Origin of the sequence: Pseudoalteromonas sp. APC 3224 (assembly GCF_030407535.1) — a bacterium.
Classification (GTDB): domain Bacteria; phylum Pseudomonadota; class Gammaproteobacteria; order Enterobacterales; family Alteromonadaceae; genus Pseudoalteromonas.
This window is the reverse complement of sequence record NZ_JASDDF010000020.1, coordinates 61637-82394: the sequence shown is the minus strand read 5'-3', so window position 1 is coordinate 82394 and position 20758 is coordinate 61637. Positions and strand designations below refer to the sequence as shown.

Here is a 20758-nt window from a genome sequence, read left to right as displayed (position 1 = left end):
TCAAATAGCTTTTAGTGAATTATGCACAAAGAGGGCTATGAGGCGCTGCGCTGAAAGAGTAGGTTAAAGGATAAAGGTTTCAGATTTTAGCACTAACTCGCGCCTCGCAGCACGTTGCCCACAGCTCGTAACTTTCAAATAATAAAAAAAGGAGCATTACTGCTCCTTTTTAAATATTACTCAGGTTTATTTAATATCAAACCTATCGGCGTTCATTACTTTTACCCATGCATTTATAAAGTCGTGTACAAAACGGGTTTTGTTATCGTCTTGAGCATAAAACTCCGCCAATGCACGTAGGATTGAGTTTGAACCAAACACTAAATCAACCCGCGTAGCCGTATATTTAGTTTTACCGCTTGCACGGTCAATTATGTTGTACTCGCCTTTGCTTGCAGGTTCCCAGCGGTTGTTCATGTCGGTTAAATTAACAAAGAAGTCGTTACTCAGTACGCCTACGTTGTCGGTAAATACGCCATGCTCACTATTGCCATAGTTAGTGCCCAGTACGCGCATACCAGCTAGTAACACGCTCATTTCTGGTGCGGTTAAGCCCATTAATTGGCTGCGCTCCAGTAATAGCTCCTCGGCGGATACAGCGTAGTCTTTTTTCAACCAGTTTCTAAAACCATCATGAATTGGCTCTAATGGCTCGAATGACTCTGCGTCGGTCATATCATCAGTTGCATCGCCACGCCCTGGGGCAAATGGTACGGTTACATCAACCCCGGCCTTTTTAGCGGCTTGCTCTACTGCAGCGGTGCCGCCAAGTACAATTAAATCAGCCATACTAACAGGCTTAGTTAAACTCGCTTGCAGTGTTTCAAGTGCGCTAAGCACCTTGGCTAAGCGCGCAGGCTCGTTACCTTGCCAGTTATTTTGCGGAGCAAGGCGAATACGAGCGCCATTAGCACCACCACGGTGATCGGAGCCTCTATAAGTACGTGCGCTGTCCCATGCGGTATTAATTAAGTCGGTTTCACTTAGTCCACAATTAAGTAGCTTCGCTTTTAAGTCGGTTATTTCAGCGTCGCTTAAGGTGTAATCAACCGTTGGAATTGGATCTTGCCAAATTAAATCTTCGCTTGGTACATCGGCACCTAAATAGCGCGATTTTGGCCCTAAATCACGGTGGGTTAACTTAAACCATGCGCGAGCAAATACGTCAGTAAAATACTCAAAATCGTCATTAAAACGCTCAATAATTTTACGATATGCAGGGTCGAGCTTCATTGCCATGTCGGCATCGGTCATTATTGGGTTTAAACGAATTGATGAGTCTTCCACATCAACGGGCTTATCTTCTTCTTTAATATTAACCGGCTCCCACTGATGAGCACCGGCAGGGCTTTTTGTTAACTCCCATTCGTAATTGAGTAACAATTTACAATAGCCGTTATCCCATTTAGTTGGGTAGGTTGTCCATGCGCCCTCAATACCTGAGGTCATGGTATCGCGGCCAATGCCACGAGTTTTATGGTTATTCCAACCAAGGCCTTGCTCGTGTACGTCGGCAGCTTCTGGCTCTGGGCCTAAGTTTTCTTCTTTACCGTTACCGTGAGTTTTACCAACAGTGTGGCCACCAACGGTGAGTGCTGCGGTTTCTTCGTCGTTCATAGCCATGCGGGCAAAGGTTTCGCGGACTTGATCTGCGGTTTTAAGCGGATCGGGCTTGCCATTAACCCCTTCTGGGTTTACATAAATTAAGCCCATTTGAACTGCTGCTAATGGGTTTTCCATGGTATCGGGTTTATCAACCTGGCTATATCGCTCATCACTTGGGGCCAACCATTCTTTTTCTGCGCCCCAGTAAACGTCTTTTTCTGGATGCCAAATATCTTCTCGTCCGCCAGCAAAGCCAAAGGTTTTAAGTCCCATTGATTCATACGCCATATTACCGGCTAAAATCATCAGATCAGCCCATGAAAGCTTATTGCCGTATTTCTTTTTAATTGGCCACAGCAAACGGCGAGCTTTGTCGAGGTTAGCATTATCAGGCCATGAGTTAAGTGGAGCAAAACGTTGATTACCCGTACCGCCACCGCCTCGGCCATCCGCTAAACGATACGAGCCCGCAGCATGCCATGCCATACGGATCATCAGGCCACCATAGTGCCCCCAATCAGCTGGCCACCACGGTTGGCTTTGGGTCATTAAGTTTTTTAGGTCGGTTTTAAGCGCCTCTAAATCCAATGAGTTAAAAGCGTCGGCGTAATTAAAGTCGTTATCGTAAGGGCTGGTTTTACTATCGTGCTGATGAAGAATGTCTAAATTCAGTGAGTTTGGCCACCAATCTGTATTGGTGTTTTCAGTTGTGGTATTACTGCCATGCATAACCGGGCATTTACCCGCTTTAGGATTATCCATATTGAGCTCCTTTTTAAGTATAAATAAAAACGCCCATGCTTACTGCTTTTGGTATTCACCAGTTGGGAGCGCTGTTATTTTATTGCCATTAAATGAATGACGTGTATGGTCTCTACTTATTCAATATACGTGTAGCTGCTTTGATACGCTAGAGCAAGGCGATGCTTTAAAACGATTACAATCATTTATAAATATGATGATGCTGCCAGCAAATGAATATTAAAACTTTTTATAAATTAGATGATCGTTATTAAAAATAGCCACGTAATGTATGCTGAAGGGTTTGAAAGTGACTTAGGTTATCTTAAGTGCACAGTGGAATACCCCCCTTCGCCATGAAATTATAGTTATAAAAGGTGTATAAATTATTTATGCACCTTTATTTCTTCTTTCTTTTAACTATTTGAATTTAGTTAAGTAAAAATTCAGGTAGTGACACATACACTAGGCCCTATCTCCTATTGTTCCCTGAGATGTTGATGTAGTTTTTTCCAGCCCACTTTGGGCTGGTTTTTTTTGCCTATAATTACTGCCACCCAAGTTAATACCAGCTTCTCTATACTCACCCTAGTACCAATGATGTGCGCATGTTAAAGTTAGCGAAGCGATTAATTAATTTTTTAACTAGGCATATCAATGCGTTTTTATTTTTTACTATTTATTGTTTTTATAGGTGCTTCATCTGCAGTGCAAGCTGCTGATAAAAACACCGCGACCTTGGATGAGCAACAGCAACGTGAATTAGCGCAGCTAAAAGAGCCAATGTATAAACCATTACTTGAGCGTTATATTCTCGACGAATTAAAGTCGGTACGCCAAGATCAACAAAAACTGCGTGAAGACTTAACCAAACAGGTCACTCATGCTCAGTTAGATACCGCTGATAGGGCGCTAACTTACACAACCGACACGATTAACAATGTATTTTTTATTATCACCGCCACCGCTTCTATTTTAGTATTGGTGGGCTGGAATTCACTACGTGATGTAAAAAATAAAGTAGAAGATATAGTAAATACACGAGTTAGTGTGATTACTGACGAGTACGAAGACCGCTTGAAAATTTTAGAAGAAAAACTGCGAGTTCGCTCTGAAGAAATACTCAGTAACCAAGAACGTATATCGATCACCAACGAAGTTCATTCGTTATGGATGCGAGCCAACCTAGAAAGTGATATTGCTAATAAAATTGAAATATTCGATGAAATTTTAAAACGTAAACCAGAAGATGTAGAAGCCATAGCCTATAAAGCGGATGCGTTATTAGAGCTAAATGAGACTGAGCAAGCTATTGAGCTTTGTAATCAAGCTATTGATATAGACAGTGATTATGGTTATGCCTACTGGCAAAGAGCCTGTGCATATGCTTTAACCCATGAACATGCAGATGCCTTAGCTGATATAAAAATGTCGCTTGAGTACTCGCCTAATTTGCGAAACGAGCTACTTCACGAAAGTGCTTTTGCCAGCCTACATGATAACGAAAGCTTTAATGCTATTGTTTCAAATGAAGCCTAGCGTTTAAAGTATAAATCTATTGATTTAGAGAGCAGCTCGTCGAGCTGCTCTTCAAAGTCTTCTATGTCAATTTCAAAATGATTTAAGTACGCTTTAGCCTGCACCTGAGATAAATTGCGGTTTTTAACGCTATATTGACGCTCATCTTTTTGCTTGTCGTATCGGGGTAAAAATAATAACTGCGCATAATAAGGCGATTTAATGTGCTTGTTCGCAAAGCGACAAAAGTCTTCAATGTGGTCTACGCCATCAGGGCCTAAGCAGCCTGGTTCTACTCGATACATTACACGAATTTTTTTCTCGTCACTTAGCTGCATAATTAATAATTACCTAAAAAATAAAACCCTAACCACTTTACCATCTTTGATCTGATAACTTGAAATAAGCTCTGAACGTTTATCTATAACGTTCGCATCCGTTGAGCAGGTTTCTGATAGCTCATGGTCTATTACAATATCACCATGCACAATACGCTTAATTGGTGATGAGCGCAGACACTTAAGTTTTTTAAACATAATGCCATAACGTGCTATTAGTTTTTCTTTGCCTTTAAATAATAGCTCATTCGGGAAAATATAAAACTCAACATCTTCATCATACATGCGAATAAATTCTTCAATGTTACGCGCGTTGTAAGCGTTTACTAATTGCTCAACAACAGCAAGTGATTCACGCGACTGTTTTGCTTTGGCTTGTTGCCTTGCTGTGAGTGCTTCTTTCGCTTGTGTGACTGCTTGCTCAGCTTGCGCAACAGCCTGTGCTTTATCAGCTTTACTATTAGGCTGCTGTGCGGGCTTTGTTGATTCACTGCCCAGTACTTGAGAGTCATCTGCTTTTACTTTCTCAACAACCGGCTTTTTTGGTGTATTAGCCTCTTGGCTTAATGTATCAAGCGCATCTTGTTGCTGCGGTGCGTTTTTTTGCTGTGTTTGTTTAGTCTCGTCCAGCTGTGTTGATTGCTCTATAGCATGACTATTTAACGTGAAAGCGGCCAATAAACAGGCACAAATAATAAATAAAGATTTCATGGATTTCCTAAGTACAAAGACTAAATGCAATTAAAGCGCAACATAGCAAATTTTAGGCCTCTGAGATAGTTATTATAACGTTATAACTCACTACCAATACTGCTCAACAGTGATATGCCCCGGCTCTTTTCGGCGATTACGCTTATAGTTTTGAGCCAATAATAATTCTGTGGTGTCTTTAACCATTTGCGGATTACCACACAACATAAATTGCGCGTTATTTGGTGTGGCGCATAATCCAACGTGCTCATATAAAGCGTTGTTTTCAATCACTGTGGTAATTCTACCAGCTAAGCCCTGTAAAGGCGCCTCACGGCTAACAACCGGAATATAGTTGAGTTGACTAGGGTATAATCTTTTTAGTTTGCCAATAAGCTCCTGATAGCTTAAATCGCTATTTTTCCGTACCCCATGCACTAAATTTATGTGTTGGTATTTTTGCCATACTTCGCTCTGCTGTAGCATTGATAAAAATGGCCCAATTGCTGTGCCTGTACTCAGCATCCACAATTGCTCACTTGCTGGCACTTCATCTAGAGTAAAAAAACCAGTTGCTCGGCGCTCTATTAATACGGTGTCACCTGGTTTGAGAGTGGCTAAATGAGAGGATAGTAAACCATCAACCACGTTAATGAGGTAAAACTCTAAATCAGGACTTTGAGGGGCGTTAACATAAGAGTAGGCGCGAGCGATACGTTTATCACCGTCCATAATAGAAAGCTTTGTAAATTGCCCTGCTTTAAACGGCTCTACATCAGCGTGAACGGTTATGCTAAATAACGATTCATTCCACCATTTGACTGACTTTACTGTCGCATCAATCCAATTAGACATAGTTACTCCAGAGTTTAAAACGTGTTTTAGCTATCAGCTAAAACTTTAAAATTGTTCATTTTAAAGGCAAGCTTTATAACTTAAACATTAGCATTAAGTTATAAATACTGACAGGGAAATAAATGGGAACACAACGGGCTTCGGGCTACGGGCTACGAGTTTCGAGTATCGAGCAACGAGCTAGTGCTAAAACCTGAGATCTTTAATCTACTCTTTCAGCGCAGCGTCTCTTTGCCCTCTTTGTGAATAATGACCTTGCGCGGCATAAAGCTCCGCCTACAGTAAATTTAGAAGTTAACCATATCAGTAGGCGGGAGTTTACCTCGCGCATTTGTGTTTAATATCCTAGACCTGACGCGATATAAAATCGCTGCTACGAAAGGCACTTACTGCTAAAAACAATTTTTCACCACAGAGGGTTCCGAGGCGCTTTGCGCTACACAGAGGTGGATTGGTATTTTTTAAGCATTTCTCTGTAAACTCAGTGTTCTCGGTGGTAAATATTTTTTAATTAATGACCTTGCACGGCATAAAGCCCCGCCTAAAGTAAATTTAGAAGGTAACCATATCAGTAGGCGGAAGTTTACCTCGCGCATTTTAATCTGACATCTAAAGTCTAATTTCTTGTTTAAACACAGAGAAGTGAATGAGAGTAAATGAGAAAACAACGGGCTTCGAGTGACGAGCTGCGAGGTAGTGCTAAAACCTAGGAACATAAAGCTCGTAGCCCGTAGCTCGAAGCTCGCATCAAAATCTCAGGCATAAAAAAAGCCGCATAAAATGCGGCTTTGGGGGTTTAGTCTCACTTCACTTTGGGCGTGTCTCCAAAACTTAGTGAATACGTTACCAAGGAACTGTTTAATATTAGATAGACTCTAATGCAATTTTTACCATTTCGTTGAACGTGGTTTGACGCTCATCGGCAGGTGTTGCTTCGCCGGTGATCACGTGATCGCTTACGGTAAATAATGCCATTGCTTTTGCGCCGTACTCTGCTGCTACGCCGTATAGGCCAGCTGTTTCCATATCAACCGCAAGTACACCTAGTTTGTCTAGGTCTTTGTAGAAAGTGTCATCAGCTTGATAGAAAGTATCGGTAGTAAATACATTACCTACTTTTGCATCAATGCCTAAATCTTTAGCCGCATTAACGCCGTTTAAAAGTAAATCAAAGTTAGCAATCGCTGCAAAGTCAGTACCACGAACACGGGCACGGTTCACGTTAGAATCAGTGCTTGCACCTTGTGCAAAGATTACGTCGCGAATTTTAATATCGCTGCCAATACCACCACAGGTACCAATACGGATAATATTTTTAACGCCAAAACTAACAATAAGCTCACGAGCATAAATTGACATTGAAGGAATGCCCATGCCAGAACCCATAATGCTCACTGGCTTACCTTTGTAAGTTCCAGTAAAGCCGTACATGTTACGTACGCCGGTTACTTGCACTGCATCATCTAAAAAGTTTTCAGCAATATATTGTGCGCGTAGCGGATCGCCTGGCATTAATACTGTTTCGGCAAAATCACCTACGTTTGCACTGATATGCGGAGTACTCATTGATTGTTTTCCTTTTGTTTGGCTAAAAGCCCTATTACTTTAAAAATATAGTAGCGTATTTTTAAATTACTTAACTGTATTTAGCTTATCGACAAAGCCATCACCATACTCTAACGCTTTTAGGTTAAACCATTGCGCAAGTGTTTGACCGATATCAGCAAAGCTATTGCGCTCACCCAGTGGCGTGTTGTTCATTCCTGGCTGATAAGCAATAACTGGCACATACTCACGAGTGTGCTCTGACCCTGGAAAGGTAGGGTCACAGCCATGATCGGCGGTGATCATTAATAAATCATCTGGCTTTAATTGCTCTAAAATAGTTGGTAAGTAATCATCAAACTCTTTTAGCGCTTTAGCATAGCCAACAGGATTTCTGCGATGGCCAAACTTTTCATCAAAATCAACTAAATTGGTAAAAATCAAACTATGATCCTGCGCAGTTGCCATCACTTCACTGGTTTTTTCTAGCAAGTTCATTAACCCTGGTGCTTTATGCTTTTGGGTAATGCCTTGGTGCGCATAAATATCTGAAATTTTACCAATACTAATTACTTCGCCACCGTCTTTTGCAAGTACATCAAGCAATGTTGGCGAAGGCGGTAATACTGAATAATCACGACGATTACCGGTTCTGGCAAAGTCTTGACTATTTGAACCCAAAAATGGCCGCGCAATCACTCGTCCTATATTCATTTCATCAAGCAGCGCCCGTGCGATTTCGCATACTTGATAAAGCTTCTCTAGGCCGAATGATTCTTCATGCGCGGCTATTTGAAACACACTGTCAGCTGAGGTGTAACAGATTGGTTTACCTGTTTTTACGTGCTCTTCACCTAGCTGCTCTAAAATGGTGGTTCCCGATGCATGGCAATTGCCTAAAATGCCCGGAATACCTGTACGAGCAATAAACTCGTCTACAAATTCTTGTGGGAAACTCGGTTGTGTTTTTGGGAAATATCCCCAATCAAATAACACCGGCACGCCAGCCATTTCCCAATGTCCCGATGGCGTGTCTTTTCCGCTTGAAAGCTCTTTTGCATAACCCCACGCGCCTTGTGGCTCATTGCGATCAGCAATTAAACAGGGTTCTTTACCAGCGGCTTCACATGCATCTACTAACCCTAATTTTGAAAGGTTAGGAAGCGAAAGCTTGCTGCCAGTTTCGTCATAATATGCCTTGAGTAAATGTGCGAATGTATTAGCACCTACATCACCGAATTTATCTGCATCGGGTGCTGCGCCAATTCCTAAACTATCCGCCATTAAGATAATTGCTCTTGCCATTGTGACCTCACATCTGTTCTAGGTGGTTACTTTATCCGCTCTTCGATTTTTCCGTACAGGACATAAGTCCTGTTTCATAAAACCTAAACATTATAAATTTGCACTCTTAAGCGAAGCAAAAGAGATTAATCGTGTCTTTTTTGCTATTGTGATCTACCAACAATATATCCTTCTGTGTGGGTGAGAACTTTAGTGACACGAACTATTATAGCTATTGCAGGCGCATCGGCGTCCGGCAAATCTCTATTTAGCCAAACAATATACAATGAATTGGTGAATGAGCTTGAACCAGGCGCTATCGCCATTATTGAAGAAGATGCTTATTACAAGGATCAATCGCATTTGCCGATGGCACATCGTACGCAAACGAATTACGACCATCCTGATGCATTTGAACACGAATTAATGCTTGAGCATTTAACACAACTTCGTAATGGCCACTCAGTTGAAGTACCAACTTATGATTATGCCCAACATACACGCAGCGATAAAACACGCCGTGTGGCTTCGGCTAAAATACTCATTGTAGAAGGTATTTTATTACTGAGCGATAAAGCACTTAATAAAGAATTTGATATTAAGGTGTTTATAGATACACCGCTAGATATTTGTTTAATGCGCCGAATGCAGCGCGACATGGAACAAAGAGGCAGAACATTACAATCTGTTGTTGAGCAATATCAAGCAACTGTTAGACCGATGTTTTATCAATTTATTGAGCCTTCAAAGCATAACGCTGATTTAGTTGTGACTCGAGGCGGTATGAATCGCGTTGCGATTGATATTATAAAAAGTAAAATAAAATACATTTTACAAGAATAACAACGGGAAACGTTTGTATGACAACATTTATGAGCTTAGTAGGCATGATGGTGCTACTAGGCATTGCCTTTGCGGCTTCAACTAACCGCAAAGCAATTAGTTTAAGAACCGTTGGTATAGCGTTTGCTATGCAAGTCGTTATTGGCGGTTTTGTTCTGTTTTTTGAAGCAGGCAAAAATGTATTAACAAGCATGTCAGCAGCTGTTTCATCGGTTATTGGTTATGCAAATGACGGTATTGGGTTTTTATTTGGTCCGCTAGCGTCGCAAGATACGCTTGGTTTTATATTCGCAATTCAAGTATTGCCGGTTATTGTGTTTTTCTCAGCGCTTGTAGCTGTTTTATATCACTTAGGCATTATGGATTGGATAATTAGAATTTTAGGCGGTGGTTTACAAAAGCTTTTGAAAACCTCGCGTACAGAATCGCTTTCAGCAACGGCCAATATTTTTGTGGGCCAAACTGAAGCACCGCTAATAGTTAAGCCATTTATAGCAACAATGACTAAGTCTGAATTGTTTGCAGTAATGGTAGGTGGTTTAGCCACTGTAGCAGGCTCTGTAATGGCCGGTTACGTAATTATTGGTGTAGACCTTAAGTATTTAATTGCGGCAAGCTTTATGGCCGCGCCGGGTGGTTTTTTAATGGCAAAAATGATTGTGCCAGAAACAGAAACTCCTAAAGATAACTTAGCAGATTTAGATTTAAGTGATGATGATAAACCAGTTAATGTAATTGATGCAGCAGCATCAGGCGCAGCTAACGGCATGCATCTAGCACTTAACGTAGGTGCAATGCTACTTGCCTTCGTGGCGTTAATTGCTCTACTAAACGGTTTATTAGGCGGCGTTGGTGGGTGGTTCGATTACCCAACATTGACGCTTCAAGAAATATTAGGCTATTTATTTGCTCCTGTTGCATGGTTACTCGGTGTACCGTGGGATGAAGCAATTATAGCCGGCAGCTTTATTGGTCAAAAGATAGTAGTAAACGAGTTTGTTGCTTACTTAGACTTTATAAATTATCGCGATACGTTAAGTGCTCACACGCAAGCAATTGTTACTTTTGCATTGTGTGGATTTGCTAACTTATCATCGATAGCCATTTTACTAGGTGGATTAGGCGGTATGGCGCCTAGTCGGCGAAAGGATATCGCACGCTTAGGGCTCAGAGCAGTGTTAGCAGGATCTATGGCTAACCTTATGAGCGCAGCAATTGCTGGGTTTTTCCTCTCGCTAGCTTAGAAACTTAAAGAGATGATCCATCTGTTGCAAAACAATAGGATAGCGCTTTAAGGGGTTAAAGCACTATCTGACTTGAACGATACTTCACCAAGGGCCGCAAGGCCCTTTTATCGTTTTAGCACCTCTACTTTCTAAATCCTCAACAACTCGCCCCCCAAAATTATGCTTTGCTTAACCTTCATCCATGCACTCCTTAGCCATCAAAAGCCATCATTGCACTTATACCAATCCGCAATAATACTTAATCATTTTGCGGGGCTAAACGTGTCGCTACCTGTGTTAAAAAATTCTCATTTAGAACAACTAAATAGCGAATTTTTTGCCTAGCTATCAACTCGTTTTTCCAGCCTCAAAATAGACCACTTAATTAAGCGAATTGGTATTACTAAAAAATATGAACAACTGTGTAACTGCAGAAGCATTTAATTGTCAGCCCTTTACAAAAGGCGCTTGAGAGTGCGAAGTTAACAAGGATGAATGGCTGTGAAGAGGTAATATAGGCATTATTAAGCGGGAACTTTTTGAGCTTTTCTGTGCTTGGCCGATCTAAGCTTTAATTTTTTACATAACGGTTAATGTAAGGTTCATAGCCAGACTCTGCTTTAAGTTGCTTTAGAGCTTGATTAAAACGTTCTACGATCACAGGTGAAGCGGCTTTATTAAAACCAATATGATTGCCTTTAAGTTCATCTACATGAATTTGTTCGAGCTTTACTAAATCATCTCTAGAGTAGCCAAACGGCTCAGTTTGATGGTCAATGGTAAAGTTAGATCCAATAATTAAATCGATACGTTTTTTAAAAAACAGTCGCATAAACGAGTCAGTGTCGCTAAATAGCAATAAGTTTTTATCAGCTACAAACCCAAGTCGGCGCACCAGCATTTCATAAATATCGCCACGCACTATGCCTAACGAATAGTTTTTAGCTTGGGTGATATCGTCCATCACAATATGTTCGCTGGTTTTTAATTTATAAAAATAGGTTTGATTTGACACCAAGGGTCCAACCCATTGAAAAAGAGGTTCTCGCTCTTGCGTTTTTGCCAAAGAAATAATGGCTGACTGTGGGTTATTTTGCACTAAGTGGTAAGCGCGCTTCCAGGGTAGCATAATAAACTCGCACTCTAGTGCAGCACGGACACAGGCATCTTTTACTATGTCATGATTAATACCCGCCAATTGGCCAGCACTACTTTGAAAGTTATACGGAGGAAAACTTTCGGTATAAATAACCAGCTTAGGCTCAGCAGCCTGAATTTTTTGGCTAAATAACAGCACAAAAGCTAATAATATAAATTTATAGATACACACCCCCTGTGGTTTAAGTAATAACTTTAACCTAGAAAACTCGTAGAGACTATTAATTTATAACGCTGTTTGTAATGTTAAAATAGCAGATGACGTAAATAGCAATAAAATGACGGGAATGTTAAAGCGGTGGTGGGATGTTCTTAAATTTTGGGCACAAAAAAAGCGCCTTAAGCGCTTTTTCTCATTTTACTCAAAAAGTAAAATTATAGAGCTGTGATGTTATCAGCTTGAGGACCTTTTTGACCTTGTGAAAGAGTGAACTCTACACGTTGGCCTTCAGCTAAAGTTTTGAAACCTTCGCTTTTGATTGCTGAGAAATGTGCGAAAACGTCTGGACCGTTTTCTTGCTCGATGAAACCAAAACCTTTAGACTCGTTGAACCACTTAACTGTACCTGATACGATGTTAGACATAGTATTATTCCTGATATAAAAAATTAAATTGTGCCCTAATGGGCGGTGTAGCAAAAAATGAGATGGTACTTAAAAACTTCAGGACGGTACTACAAGTATTACTTATACAACAACGAAATGGAGATTTATAAATTATCATGCTTTCTTTCTAGCTGCGGCCTACTATATAGAGTTACAGGGGTAAGTCAACACTTTATGTGATTTAATTAATAAAATAATCTTCGTAACTCACTTTAAATGTTAAGCACTTGTTTAAGCAGCTTAAAATTCAAATTCTAACGCCATTCTAAAGCTATGATTCTTCTCTGACTGGCTGATTTCAGTAATAAAACCGGCTTCCCACTTTAATTGTTTTTGTCCATCAAAGCGATGCAAGCCTATAAAACCAGGGCCAATACCCACAAAGTCTTCACCAAGATACACCTCAACCGCGGGCTGAAAAGCAGACAAGTATCGGTAGCGATACTGCGCTCTAAACTCGCTTTCCCATTCGTTCTCTATATCTTGCCCCCATTCGTATACTAAAAAAGCATTCATGGTGAGGCTTGCACGACCAAACTCTTTTTCAATTACAAAACCAGAGGTTGCTTCGTATGCGTCGGCGTCATGCTGTTTTTCAAATTCAAATAACGCGCCCCAATCGGCCCATAACCGGCCTTGCTCTATTAGTTGCCATCTAAGCTCCAATTCATACGCTTGCAAGCCAAAGTCACCGTTATCATCGCGCTCACCCACGATGTAGCCTTCCAATGCCATAGTGTCGTTTATTGCGCCGCCTAAGCCAACGCGCTGCGCTAAAATATTACCACTATCAGTTTGATGCGACACAAGCCGCCATTCTAGCTCGCGCTCAAACGGCAACACATACGGATGATAAACTTTATCTACTACTATGCCATCAGCATAAACGAGCTTAGGTATTAATAAACAAAAACCAATTAATACAGTGGCTGCAAATAGGTTTATTGCTTTCATGATTTTTCCTTAGTGATTAATTTAGGAATAAAATAACAAACAGATAAAAATAACACGCTACTCAACGCATAGCTTAAAACACTGGTTAAATTAGGCGTAGCCTCATAACCAATCAGAGCGCGCAATACTCGTCCAAGCTCTGAGTTTTCGGTTAAAATGGCACGTAAATCCCATACAGTTACCGTTGTTGCTATCAAATCAATTTGGCTCGCCAAATCAAGCGCCACAACTAGTTTTGCCGCACTATTTAATGCTAACAATACCAATAAAGGGGTAAGTCCAAAGCGCTGTTTGATTGCACTCAATAAAAAATACAACAACACGCTAAAGCTGCTGCATATTCCCAAACCTAAAAAAGTGCCAATAAATAAACTTTGTGCCGCTTCGTTGTTTTGCCAAAAGCCAATCAGGTAAATAATGTAGTGACTTAAATAAAGTGTCATTACGCTGATAATCGCAATCATAAAAGCAGCTGTTGCCTGTTTAATGGCGTAGTACAGTGCACTAATAAAAATTAAAATACACAAACCAATTTGGGCATATTCTAAACCCTGATAGTCAAACAAGGGGCTAATTAACGGCGCACTTTTTACAAACAAAAATGAAAGCCCGATCCCTAAAATAAGCCCTCCCAGCAATTTCATTAAACTTTGCTTGGCTACAACTTGGAGTAAAATAAGTAAAATGGCCACCGGCAGTAACTGGTTTAGACTCATCACTAGGCTAGTTATTAGCATTAGAACGCTCCTTTTCAGTCACTATGACAGCACCACGCGCCGTATTGGGCGAGAACTCGCCAAAAAATTCATAACGCCCAGGGATTAACGGCCCGATATAAATAACGCTTTTGCGCTTAGGGTAAAGTACTTTCTCTCGATTGAGATCGAAACTGTCGAATTCCTCAGGCGTACTATCTTGATTTTCGATTAACAAGCGTACCTTTTTATTGGCCGGTACGACGATTTCTGCGGGGTAAAACAAATGATCTTTAAGTACAATAAGATAGTCTTTACTGGCGGCGTTAAATGATAAAAATACACAACAATATAAGTAAGGCCTAATAAGTCGTTTAATCACATTTAGCTCCTGCAAAAACTACCTGTACTTTTAAGCCACCCAAATCACTATCCGTTAAGTGAATTTCAGCGCGATAAATAGCAATAATATGCTGCACTATTGCCATGCCCAAACCCGCACCTTGTTCACCCGAAGGGTGTTGGTCACCGCCAACACGATAAAAACGGTTAAATATCCGTTGTTTTTGATCGTCCGTCATACCTGGGCCACTGTCTTCTATTTGCCAAATACGCTGCTTGTGCATCTGCTTTAGCGTTATTTTTATTTGTCCATTGGCTGGTGCGTACTTTATGGCATTGCTAAGTAGGTTTGAAATCAACGTCACCAAGGTAAATTCATCACCGTTAATGATAAAGTCATCTCCCTCGAGACTAATAGTGTGGTTTTTAGCCTCTATTTTTTCATACAACTGGCTAACTACTTCTTGCGTGATCGCTAATAATGATTGCTCCTTAAACTGTTTTTGCCACTGCTCTGGCTGAGTACGCCCTAGTATTAGCATTTGCTCTACTATATTGGACAGTCGATTAATACCTTGAGTCATGGCTTGTAATTCTTGGTTATCGCCTTGTTGAGCAGCCAAATTATGCACATTAATTTTTAAACTGCTCAGGGGAGTACGTAATTCATGTGCCGCATCAGAGGCAAAAAAACGCTCTCGTAAATAGGCGGTTTCTACGCGTTTAAATAAATCGTTTAAGCGGCTGATCACCGGTTTTATCTCTTCATCAGTCACCTGCCAATTGATCGCAGTGAAATCATTTGCTTGGCGCAGAGCTAACTGTTTTGATAAACGGGTTAATGGTGCCAGTGCATATTTAACAAAAAAGCTAATAAATAGCGCAAGCAAAGGAACCGCCCAAAGCATAGGTAACATGGCTGATAAAATCACCGCCTCGGCAAGTTCAAACCGCTTAGCAATCGGCTCGGCAACAACCACGGTGCGTAAAGAAGTGACAAATACGAATACCCGCATTCGCTGCCCTGCAATATTAAGCGTTTGAAAACCCGCTTGATACTGGCTCAAATCAAGATTTAATTCGTCAGAGCCACTAAGGAGCTCACCAGCTTGCCAAATTTGATACAGTAATTGGGCGCTTTCTTGCATTTTTGGCGCCATGGCGTTTATAGATAAAGGCTGTTGCATCAACACTCCAGCGACTACTTTTAGCTCACTATCAAGTAGTTGCTCACCATGGCTCATACTTTTTTGGTAGCCTTTGACTAAAGCTAAAAAGCACGTTAACACCATCATTGATAGTAAAATAAGAGTTAAACGCTTACGAATTGACATAAAGTATGGTTACCTTTGTAAATTCAAGTTTGTGCAATCTAGGGGTGTTTTAATCACGTGAACTATCTCTTTCCCACGACATAACCAATACCACGGAGAGTTTTAATAAAATCGCTGGGGAATTTTTTTCGTAGGTGATGAATATGCACTTCAATGGTGTTAGAGCCAACCTCTTCACCCCACTGGTACAGCTTGTTCTCTAACTGCTGTTTAGATTGCACGCGACCTTGGTTTTCCAATAGTGCCTTTAGCAGCATGTATTCTTTTCGTGGCAGAGAAAGCAGCTCATTGCTGAGTGTGACACTATGCGCTGACGTGTCCATAGTCACTTCACCACACTGTAATAAACTCGACTGAGCTTGATTTACTCGTCGGCTCGCTACGCGCAAACGAGCAAATAATTCGGCTGGTTCAAATGGCTTAGCTAAATAATCATCAGCGCCCATATCAAGCCCTTGCACCTTGTCATCTATGCTACTTCGTGCAGTTAGTATAACCACCGGAATCACTTTTTTTTGCGCTTTTATGTGCTTTAGAATTTGTGAACCATCACCATCGGGTAAACCTAGGTCAAGTATAACCAACTCTATTTCACCACTGCCTAAGCATTGCAATGCATGCTTAACCGTTGCGCTATGCTCTACACTGTAGCCTTCTTGGCGCAATGAGCGGCAAAGCCCTTGCGCCACAAGATGATCATCTTCAACTAATAATAAATGCATTGTTTATTTTGTTATCTCTTTAGTTTTTTATCTACTTTAGCTAATAAAGAGCTAATTGCTTGTTGACGATATTTATCAGCTTTAGCACGAGTATCACGAATACCTGCTGCTTGCGCAACTAACAAATGGGCTTTAGCTTGCTCATATTCACGTTCGTCATATAAAAACTCACCATACAAGTAGTTAGTATCAATGCCTTTTTTGTTAAAAGCGAGCGCTTGCTTAAAAAACTTGTCGGCGGTGTCATCATCACCAAAACCAATAGGCCACCCCGGTACTTTACTGTATAAGGTTGCTAGGCTGGCATACGCTGAGCCACCTAAAGCACTGTCGTCTATTTTAAGGGCTTGCTCTAATGACGCTTTTGCATCTTTAGCATAGCCCAGCGCCCCTAACCCGCCCTTTGCGCCAGCAAAACTGGCCAGTACAATGCCGTTCCACGTATAGCTATTTGCTGAATCAGGGTAGCTTTCAATAAATTGAGCACTTTGCTCACTTAGTTGAGTAAAGGCTTTGATTTGTGCATCATCTTTAAGCTCATAATTAGCGACAGCCCACTGCTGTTGAATAGCGAGTAAATCGCTTTGTTCGTCTGCAAATACCCCCGATGAAAACACACTAACAATGCTTAAATAAGCTACTAAAGTAAATTTTTTCATAATAAATCCTCTATTAACCTAAAAACTGTTTTATTTTAGGGAGCTGTTTAGCAATTGCGTTATCCACAATACGTGGAAAAACACCATTGATACGTGCAAAAAGTTTCTCAGGAAAACCAATAAATCGTCTGGTTTTATTTGAGTTTAATAACGCAACTAACTCATCAGCCACCAACTGCGGAGAGTCCATTTGATTACCAAGCGCTTTGTTCATTGCACGCGTTTGAGCATCATTAATGTCAGTATCAGTTGCTCTAGGTGCTAAATAACTAACTCTAATGCCAATGTCTGAAAGCTCTCGTGATAACGCTTCGCTAAAACCACGCAACCCAAATTTACTGGCACAATAAAGTGTTTGATATGGGTAACCTATGCTGCCAAAAGACGACCCAACATTAACTATGGTGCCTCTATTCGCTTGCAGCTGCTCTAAAAACAGTTGGCATAGTTTCATCGGGACGGCTAAATTAGTGCTCAGTAGATTATCAATTTGTTCACTACTACAACTACTTAAGCTTTGCATAATATTAATGCCTGCATTGTTTATAAGTAATTTAGCACCGCCCAATTTTTTGGCTTTAATGGCGAGTGCCAGCATGTTTTCTGCAACGGTTAAATCTCCCACAAAAGTCATACTACCTGGGCACTGGCTACTTAGCGCATTTAGCGCATCGCCATTACGCCCTACTAATAGTAATTGCCAACCTTGTGCATGCAGTGTTTTGGCAATCGCTTGGCCAATTCCCCCTGTGGCTCCTGTTAACACACATAAGCCGGTATTCATGCGTGTTGCTCTTGCGCTGATACTTTAAAGAACGGCTCGTCATCTAAAGCGCGGAAAATATCACCGTACAAACGATAAAAACATTTTGCGCCATGTAAAATAGCTTGCTGATCGGCCTCATTAGTAATTTTGTTCATCAAGTTTTCAAAAAACTTTACGTGCTCTATATCAAGCGCACCATGAGAGGTTAAATAGCTAAATGCTTTTTTAGGTAAACCAACTGCATCAGCAATATTTGAAGCTGCGCCATCAGCCAGTGCAATTGAAGTCCCTTCGAGTACATGAACCATGCCAAAAAAGCTTAATGGGTTTTTACGAGCGATACTGTCATACGCATACGAGACCATCATTTCGGTAGCAAATTGTGGCTGACTATGGCGCACACTTTCTTTATCAAAACCACACGCGGCAATATCGTTAAGCACCCATTCTTGGTGGCCAATTTCCTCTTCAATGTATTCGGCTACGGCTTCACGTAACCATTCTTGTTCGTCGGTCAAACGGGCACCTAACGACATCATTAATGGCACAGTGTGTTTTACATGATGGTAGGCTTGCGCTAAAAATGACGCATACTCTTCAAGTGATGCTTGGCCTTTAAAAACGCGCTGTATAATTGGCGCAGCTAATAAGTACTCACGCTCGTTTTGAGTTTGTGCTTTTAATGTGTTAAAAAAATCACTCATGGATCACTTCTCCAAGTCGGTAAAATTGTTCAAAAATAAGGTTAAATTGCTGGCTAATAGTCTGGCGCTTAGGACGATTATTGGTCGTTAGTAACCCTTGCTGAACACTTAAAGGCTGAGCTAACCGATGCCACTTTTTAACTTGTGCATAATCGGGTAACTGTTGATTTATAAATTTCATATGCTCACTGAGTTGTTGCTCACTCAACTCAGGGATTGCATAAATAATCGCGGTTAAAAAAGGTTTGCCTTCACCAAAAACAACGGCTTGTATAATCGCGCTTTGGCTCAATATTAATGACTCAGGCCATTCAGCACTCACATTACGGCCCATGCTGGTAATAATCAGGTTTTTAAGTCGCCCTTTTATGAAGAGCTTATTGCCATGCTGGGTCACTAAATCGCCTGTTGCATACCAGTTATTTGGGTTATGCGGCGCTTGATTTAAATACCCTAAAAGTAGCTCACCCTTTATGTACAACTGGCCTTTTTCGATTTTGGTTTGTATGTGCGGTAGTACAGTCCCGGCACTCTTTAAATCATCATTTTTGGGCGTATTTAAACTTACAACGGATGCCGCCTCTGATAATCCATACCCCTGATAAACAGGTAAATTAAGATCTCTGGCGGTGGCAATTAAAGTATCACTCACGAGCGCTCCGCCAACTGCAATAAACTGTAATGACTTTGGCGGCTGCCAACCTTGTTTTGCAAACGCAATTAAACACGTTAATAACTCAGGCACTAAAATAAGGGTGTTAGGTTTTACACTATCGATTGCGCTAATGAGTTTGTTAGGGTTTTTTAACCCTGAGCCAACAAAACCTAATTCGTTTAATGGCATTAAATGTACACAACCGCCACTTAACAAAGGCGCATAAATACCTGCAATATTTTCAAGCAATACAGGTAGTGGCAGTAAACATAAGTGAGTTGGTTTACTTATATTTATTTGCTCACATAATGACTGAGCCACCTGCATCTGGCTTTGTGTTGATAAGCACACCCCTTTTGGCTCGCCAGTAGAACCGGAAGTAAATGTGATTTTTTGAGTGCCCTCAAAGTAATTAATCGGTTCATTAAGCTTGAGCTGATAAATATACAAGGTGTAATGTTCAAACAAAGTAATAGACAATGTATGGGCCCCCAAAGAAAGCCTTGGCATATCACTTATAAACAGCTGTGCGCCACACTGTGCCAGTACATATTGCGTTTGTTGTTGACTAAAAAAATGGGCAATTGGTATTGCTACTTTATTAGCAACATTTGTCGCAGCATCGAGCACCAACCAAGCGGGAGTATTATCAAGTTGAAATGCAATTGCGTTAGCATCTGAGTTTGCAAAAATTTCCGCTACTTTATTAATTTCTTGAAGCACTTCAGTACCTGTTAACTGCTGTGTTTGATTCGTAAAATGCGCAACTACCGCCGGCTGAGTAGCTAAATCACTTAAGCTATTTAACATACTCATACCGCCTCCAGCGCATTGATTAATGCCGTAATGCCATGTGTATTTTGTTGTTTAATATCAAGTAGCATTGGCGTATTAAGTACTTGTAGATGTGCTTGCTCTAAATTAACAATGCATACTGTAGGCTGGTTCGCGTAGTAACTTCCCCAGCTTTTTGGTTGCTCAACAACACTGCTGTTAGCTAATGCAATTTCATTACACGTTACCCCTAATAAACGCAATAAAGCGCGTACATGTTTGGTGGCACAAAAAACCAAATTAGTAGCACCAATAGCTCTTAAAGCTTCATTAACAATAATAAAATGCGATAACGTGGCTTTTCTGTGTGTTGAATAGAGATTACCTAACTCAAACACTTTACTGCGCTGTGTGCCCATTGGTAAAAACTGCTCAATGGGCGCTGCTAAATATTGTTCAATAAATAAAGGAGAAGTGGCGTTTCTAAGCCCTAAAGTGCAATGCCCTTGCTGAGTTTTATACTGACAGAGTAATGGCATAAATGAAGTTAGGCTGGCATTATACGCAGCTAAAAAGCCTTGTTTTACTGTATCTTCAAGGCGCTGACGGTGTTCATCACATTCTCTGGCGCTCACAAACTGTGTGAACGACTGAAAAAGTGTTGATGATGACTGTTGTTGAGCTAGTTGCATAAAAGCATCGCCTGTATTAAATCTATAGGTAGAATTTAATAGGCGAAACTTA

General features: G+C 40.8%; 21 protein-coding genes. 3 read left to right on the top strand and 18 right to left on the bottom strand.

Features of this window, described 5'->3' with window-relative positions; all coding sequences use genetic code 11:
* Nucleotides 1–186 precede the first annotated feature (186 nt).
* A complete protein-coding gene (gene katG / locus QL989_RS10775) occupies nt 187–2367 on the bottom strand; it encodes a catalase/peroxidase HPI (RefSeq protein ID WP_290170433.1) in 2181 nt (726 codons plus the stop codon).
* A gap of 636 nt (nt 2368–3003) precedes the next feature.
* Here katG and QL989_RS10770 point away from each other — a divergent pair.
* Nucleotides 3004–3885, top strand: coding sequence for a tetratricopeptide repeat protein (locus tag QL989_RS10770; protein WP_138606994.1), 882 nt, complete (start codon nt 3004–3006; stop codon nt 3883–3885).
* Here the strand turns inward: QL989_RS10770 and QL989_RS10765 are convergent.
* The 5 genes from QL989_RS10765 to QL989_RS10745 all read right to left on the bottom strand — a co-directional run bounded on the left by QL989_RS10765 (nt 3882) and on the right by QL989_RS10745 (nt 8597).
* A complete protein-coding gene (locus QL989_RS10765) occupies nt 3882–4202 on the bottom strand; it encodes a hypothetical protein (protein ID WP_008112665.1) in 321 nt (106 codons plus the stop codon). The genes QL989_RS10770 and QL989_RS10765 overlap by 4 nt on opposite strands.
* 9 nt (nt 4203–4211) lie before the next feature.
* Nucleotides 4212–4913, bottom strand: a complete 702-nt coding sequence (locus QL989_RS10760; RefSeq protein WP_178957019.1) for a nuclear transport factor 2 family protein — start codon at nt 4911–4913, stop codon at nt 4212–4214.
* Nucleotides 4914–5003: 90 nt separating this feature from the next.
* On the bottom strand, nt 5004–5747 hold the full coding sequence (locus tag QL989_RS10755) for a ferredoxin--NADP reductase (RefSeq protein WP_138606988.1): 744 nt from the start codon (nt 5745–5747) through the stop codon (nt 5004–5006).
* An 864-nt stretch (nt 5748–6611) separates the two neighbouring features.
* Nucleotides 6612–7313, bottom strand: a complete 702-nt coding sequence (gene deoD / locus QL989_RS10750; RefSeq protein ID WP_008110728.1) for a purine-nucleoside phosphorylase — start codon at nt 7311–7313, stop codon at nt 6612–6614.
* Between the two features lie 66 nt (nt 7314–7379).
* Nucleotides 7380–8597: a phosphopentomutase gene (locus QL989_RS10745; RefSeq protein ID WP_138609256.1), complete on the bottom strand. Its 1218-nt coding sequence runs from the start codon at nt 8595–8597 to the stop codon at nt 7380–7382.
* A gap of 192 nt (nt 8598–8789) precedes the next feature.
* Here QL989_RS10745 and udk point away from each other — a divergent pair, with 192 nt between their 5' ends.
* Nucleotides 8790–9419 carry a uridine kinase gene (udk, locus tag QL989_RS10740; RefSeq protein WP_008110733.1) on the top strand — a complete coding sequence of 210 codons (630 nt, stop codon included), beginning with the start codon at nt 8790–8792 and terminating at the stop codon, nt 9417–9419.
* Between the two features lie 17 nt (nt 9420–9436).
* Nucleotides 9437–10663, top strand: coding sequence for a NupC/NupG family nucleoside CNT transporter (locus QL989_RS10735; RefSeq protein WP_138609254.1), 1227 nt, complete (start codon nt 9437–9439; stop codon nt 10661–10663).
* A gap of 553 nt (nt 10664–11216) precedes the next feature.
* On the opposite strand, the gene QL989_RS10730 is transcribed toward QL989_RS10735, so the two are convergent.
* The 12 genes from QL989_RS10730 to QL989_RS10675 form a co-directional block, all read right to left on the bottom strand.
* Nucleotides 11217–11942, bottom strand: coding sequence for a transporter substrate-binding domain-containing protein (locus tag QL989_RS10730; protein ID WP_232735485.1), 726 nt, complete (start codon nt 11940–11942; stop codon nt 11217–11219).
* Nucleotides 11943–12178: 236 nt separating this feature from the next.
* Nucleotides 12179–12388 (bottom strand): cold-shock protein, encoded by a 210-nt coding sequence (locus QL989_RS10725; protein WP_008467029.1) that lies wholly within the window; start codon nt 12386–12388, stop codon nt 12179–12181.
* A 261-nt stretch (nt 12389–12649) separates the two neighbouring features.
* Entirely contained in the window at nt 12650–13363 is a 714-nt protein-coding gene (locus tag QL989_RS10720; protein ID WP_055011595.1) for a hypothetical protein, read from the bottom strand.
* Nucleotides 13360–14100, bottom strand: a complete 741-nt coding sequence (locus QL989_RS10715) for an iron transporter (RefSeq protein WP_290170424.1) — start codon at nt 14098–14100, stop codon at nt 13360–13362. The genes QL989_RS10720 and QL989_RS10715 overlap by 4 nt, the downstream gene beginning before the upstream one ends.
* Nucleotides 14087–14440, bottom strand: coding sequence for a cupredoxin domain-containing protein (locus QL989_RS10710; protein ID WP_010388691.1), 354 nt, complete (start codon nt 14438–14440; stop codon nt 14087–14089). Before QL989_RS10710 ends, QL989_RS10715 begins: the two co-directional genes overlap by 14 nt.
* The gene (locus QL989_RS10705; RefSeq protein WP_054201478.1) at nt 14433–15734 is read right to left on the bottom strand and encodes an ATP-binding protein; all 1302 of its coding nucleotides are present in this window, start codon (nt 15732–15734) and stop codon (nt 14433–14435) included. Before QL989_RS10705 ends, QL989_RS10710 begins: the two co-directional genes overlap by 8 nt.
* Nucleotides 15735–15796: 62 nt before the next feature.
* Nucleotides 15797–16456, bottom strand: coding sequence for a response regulator transcription factor (locus QL989_RS10700; RefSeq protein ID WP_055011598.1), 660 nt, complete (start codon nt 16454–16456; stop codon nt 15797–15799).
* 11 nt (nt 16457–16467) lie between these two features.
* Nucleotides 16468–17115: a hypothetical protein gene (locus QL989_RS10695; RefSeq protein WP_290170417.1), complete on the bottom strand. Its 648-nt coding sequence runs from the start codon at nt 17113–17115 to the stop codon at nt 16468–16470.
* A gap of 13 nt (nt 17116–17128) precedes the next feature.
* A complete protein-coding gene (locus QL989_RS10690; protein WP_290170415.1) occupies nt 17129–17899 on the bottom strand; it encodes an SDR family oxidoreductase in 771 nt (256 codons plus the stop codon).
* Nucleotides 17896–18585 carry an iron-containing redox enzyme family protein gene (locus QL989_RS10685; RefSeq protein ID WP_290170413.1) on the bottom strand — a complete coding sequence of 230 codons (690 nt, stop codon included), beginning with the start codon at nt 18583–18585 and terminating at the stop codon, nt 17896–17898. Before QL989_RS10685 ends, QL989_RS10690 begins: the two co-directional genes overlap by 4 nt.
* Entirely contained in the window at nt 18578–20056 is a 1479-nt protein-coding gene (locus QL989_RS10680) for an AMP-binding protein (protein ID WP_290170411.1), read from the bottom strand. Before QL989_RS10680 ends, QL989_RS10685 begins: the two co-directional genes overlap by 8 nt.
* Nucleotides 20053–20706: a thermostable hemolysin gene (locus QL989_RS10675; RefSeq protein WP_016899999.1), complete on the bottom strand. Its 654-nt coding sequence runs from the start codon at nt 20704–20706 to the stop codon at nt 20053–20055. Before QL989_RS10675 ends, QL989_RS10680 begins: the two co-directional genes overlap by 4 nt.
* Between the last annotated feature and the right edge of the window lie 52 nt (nt 20707–20758).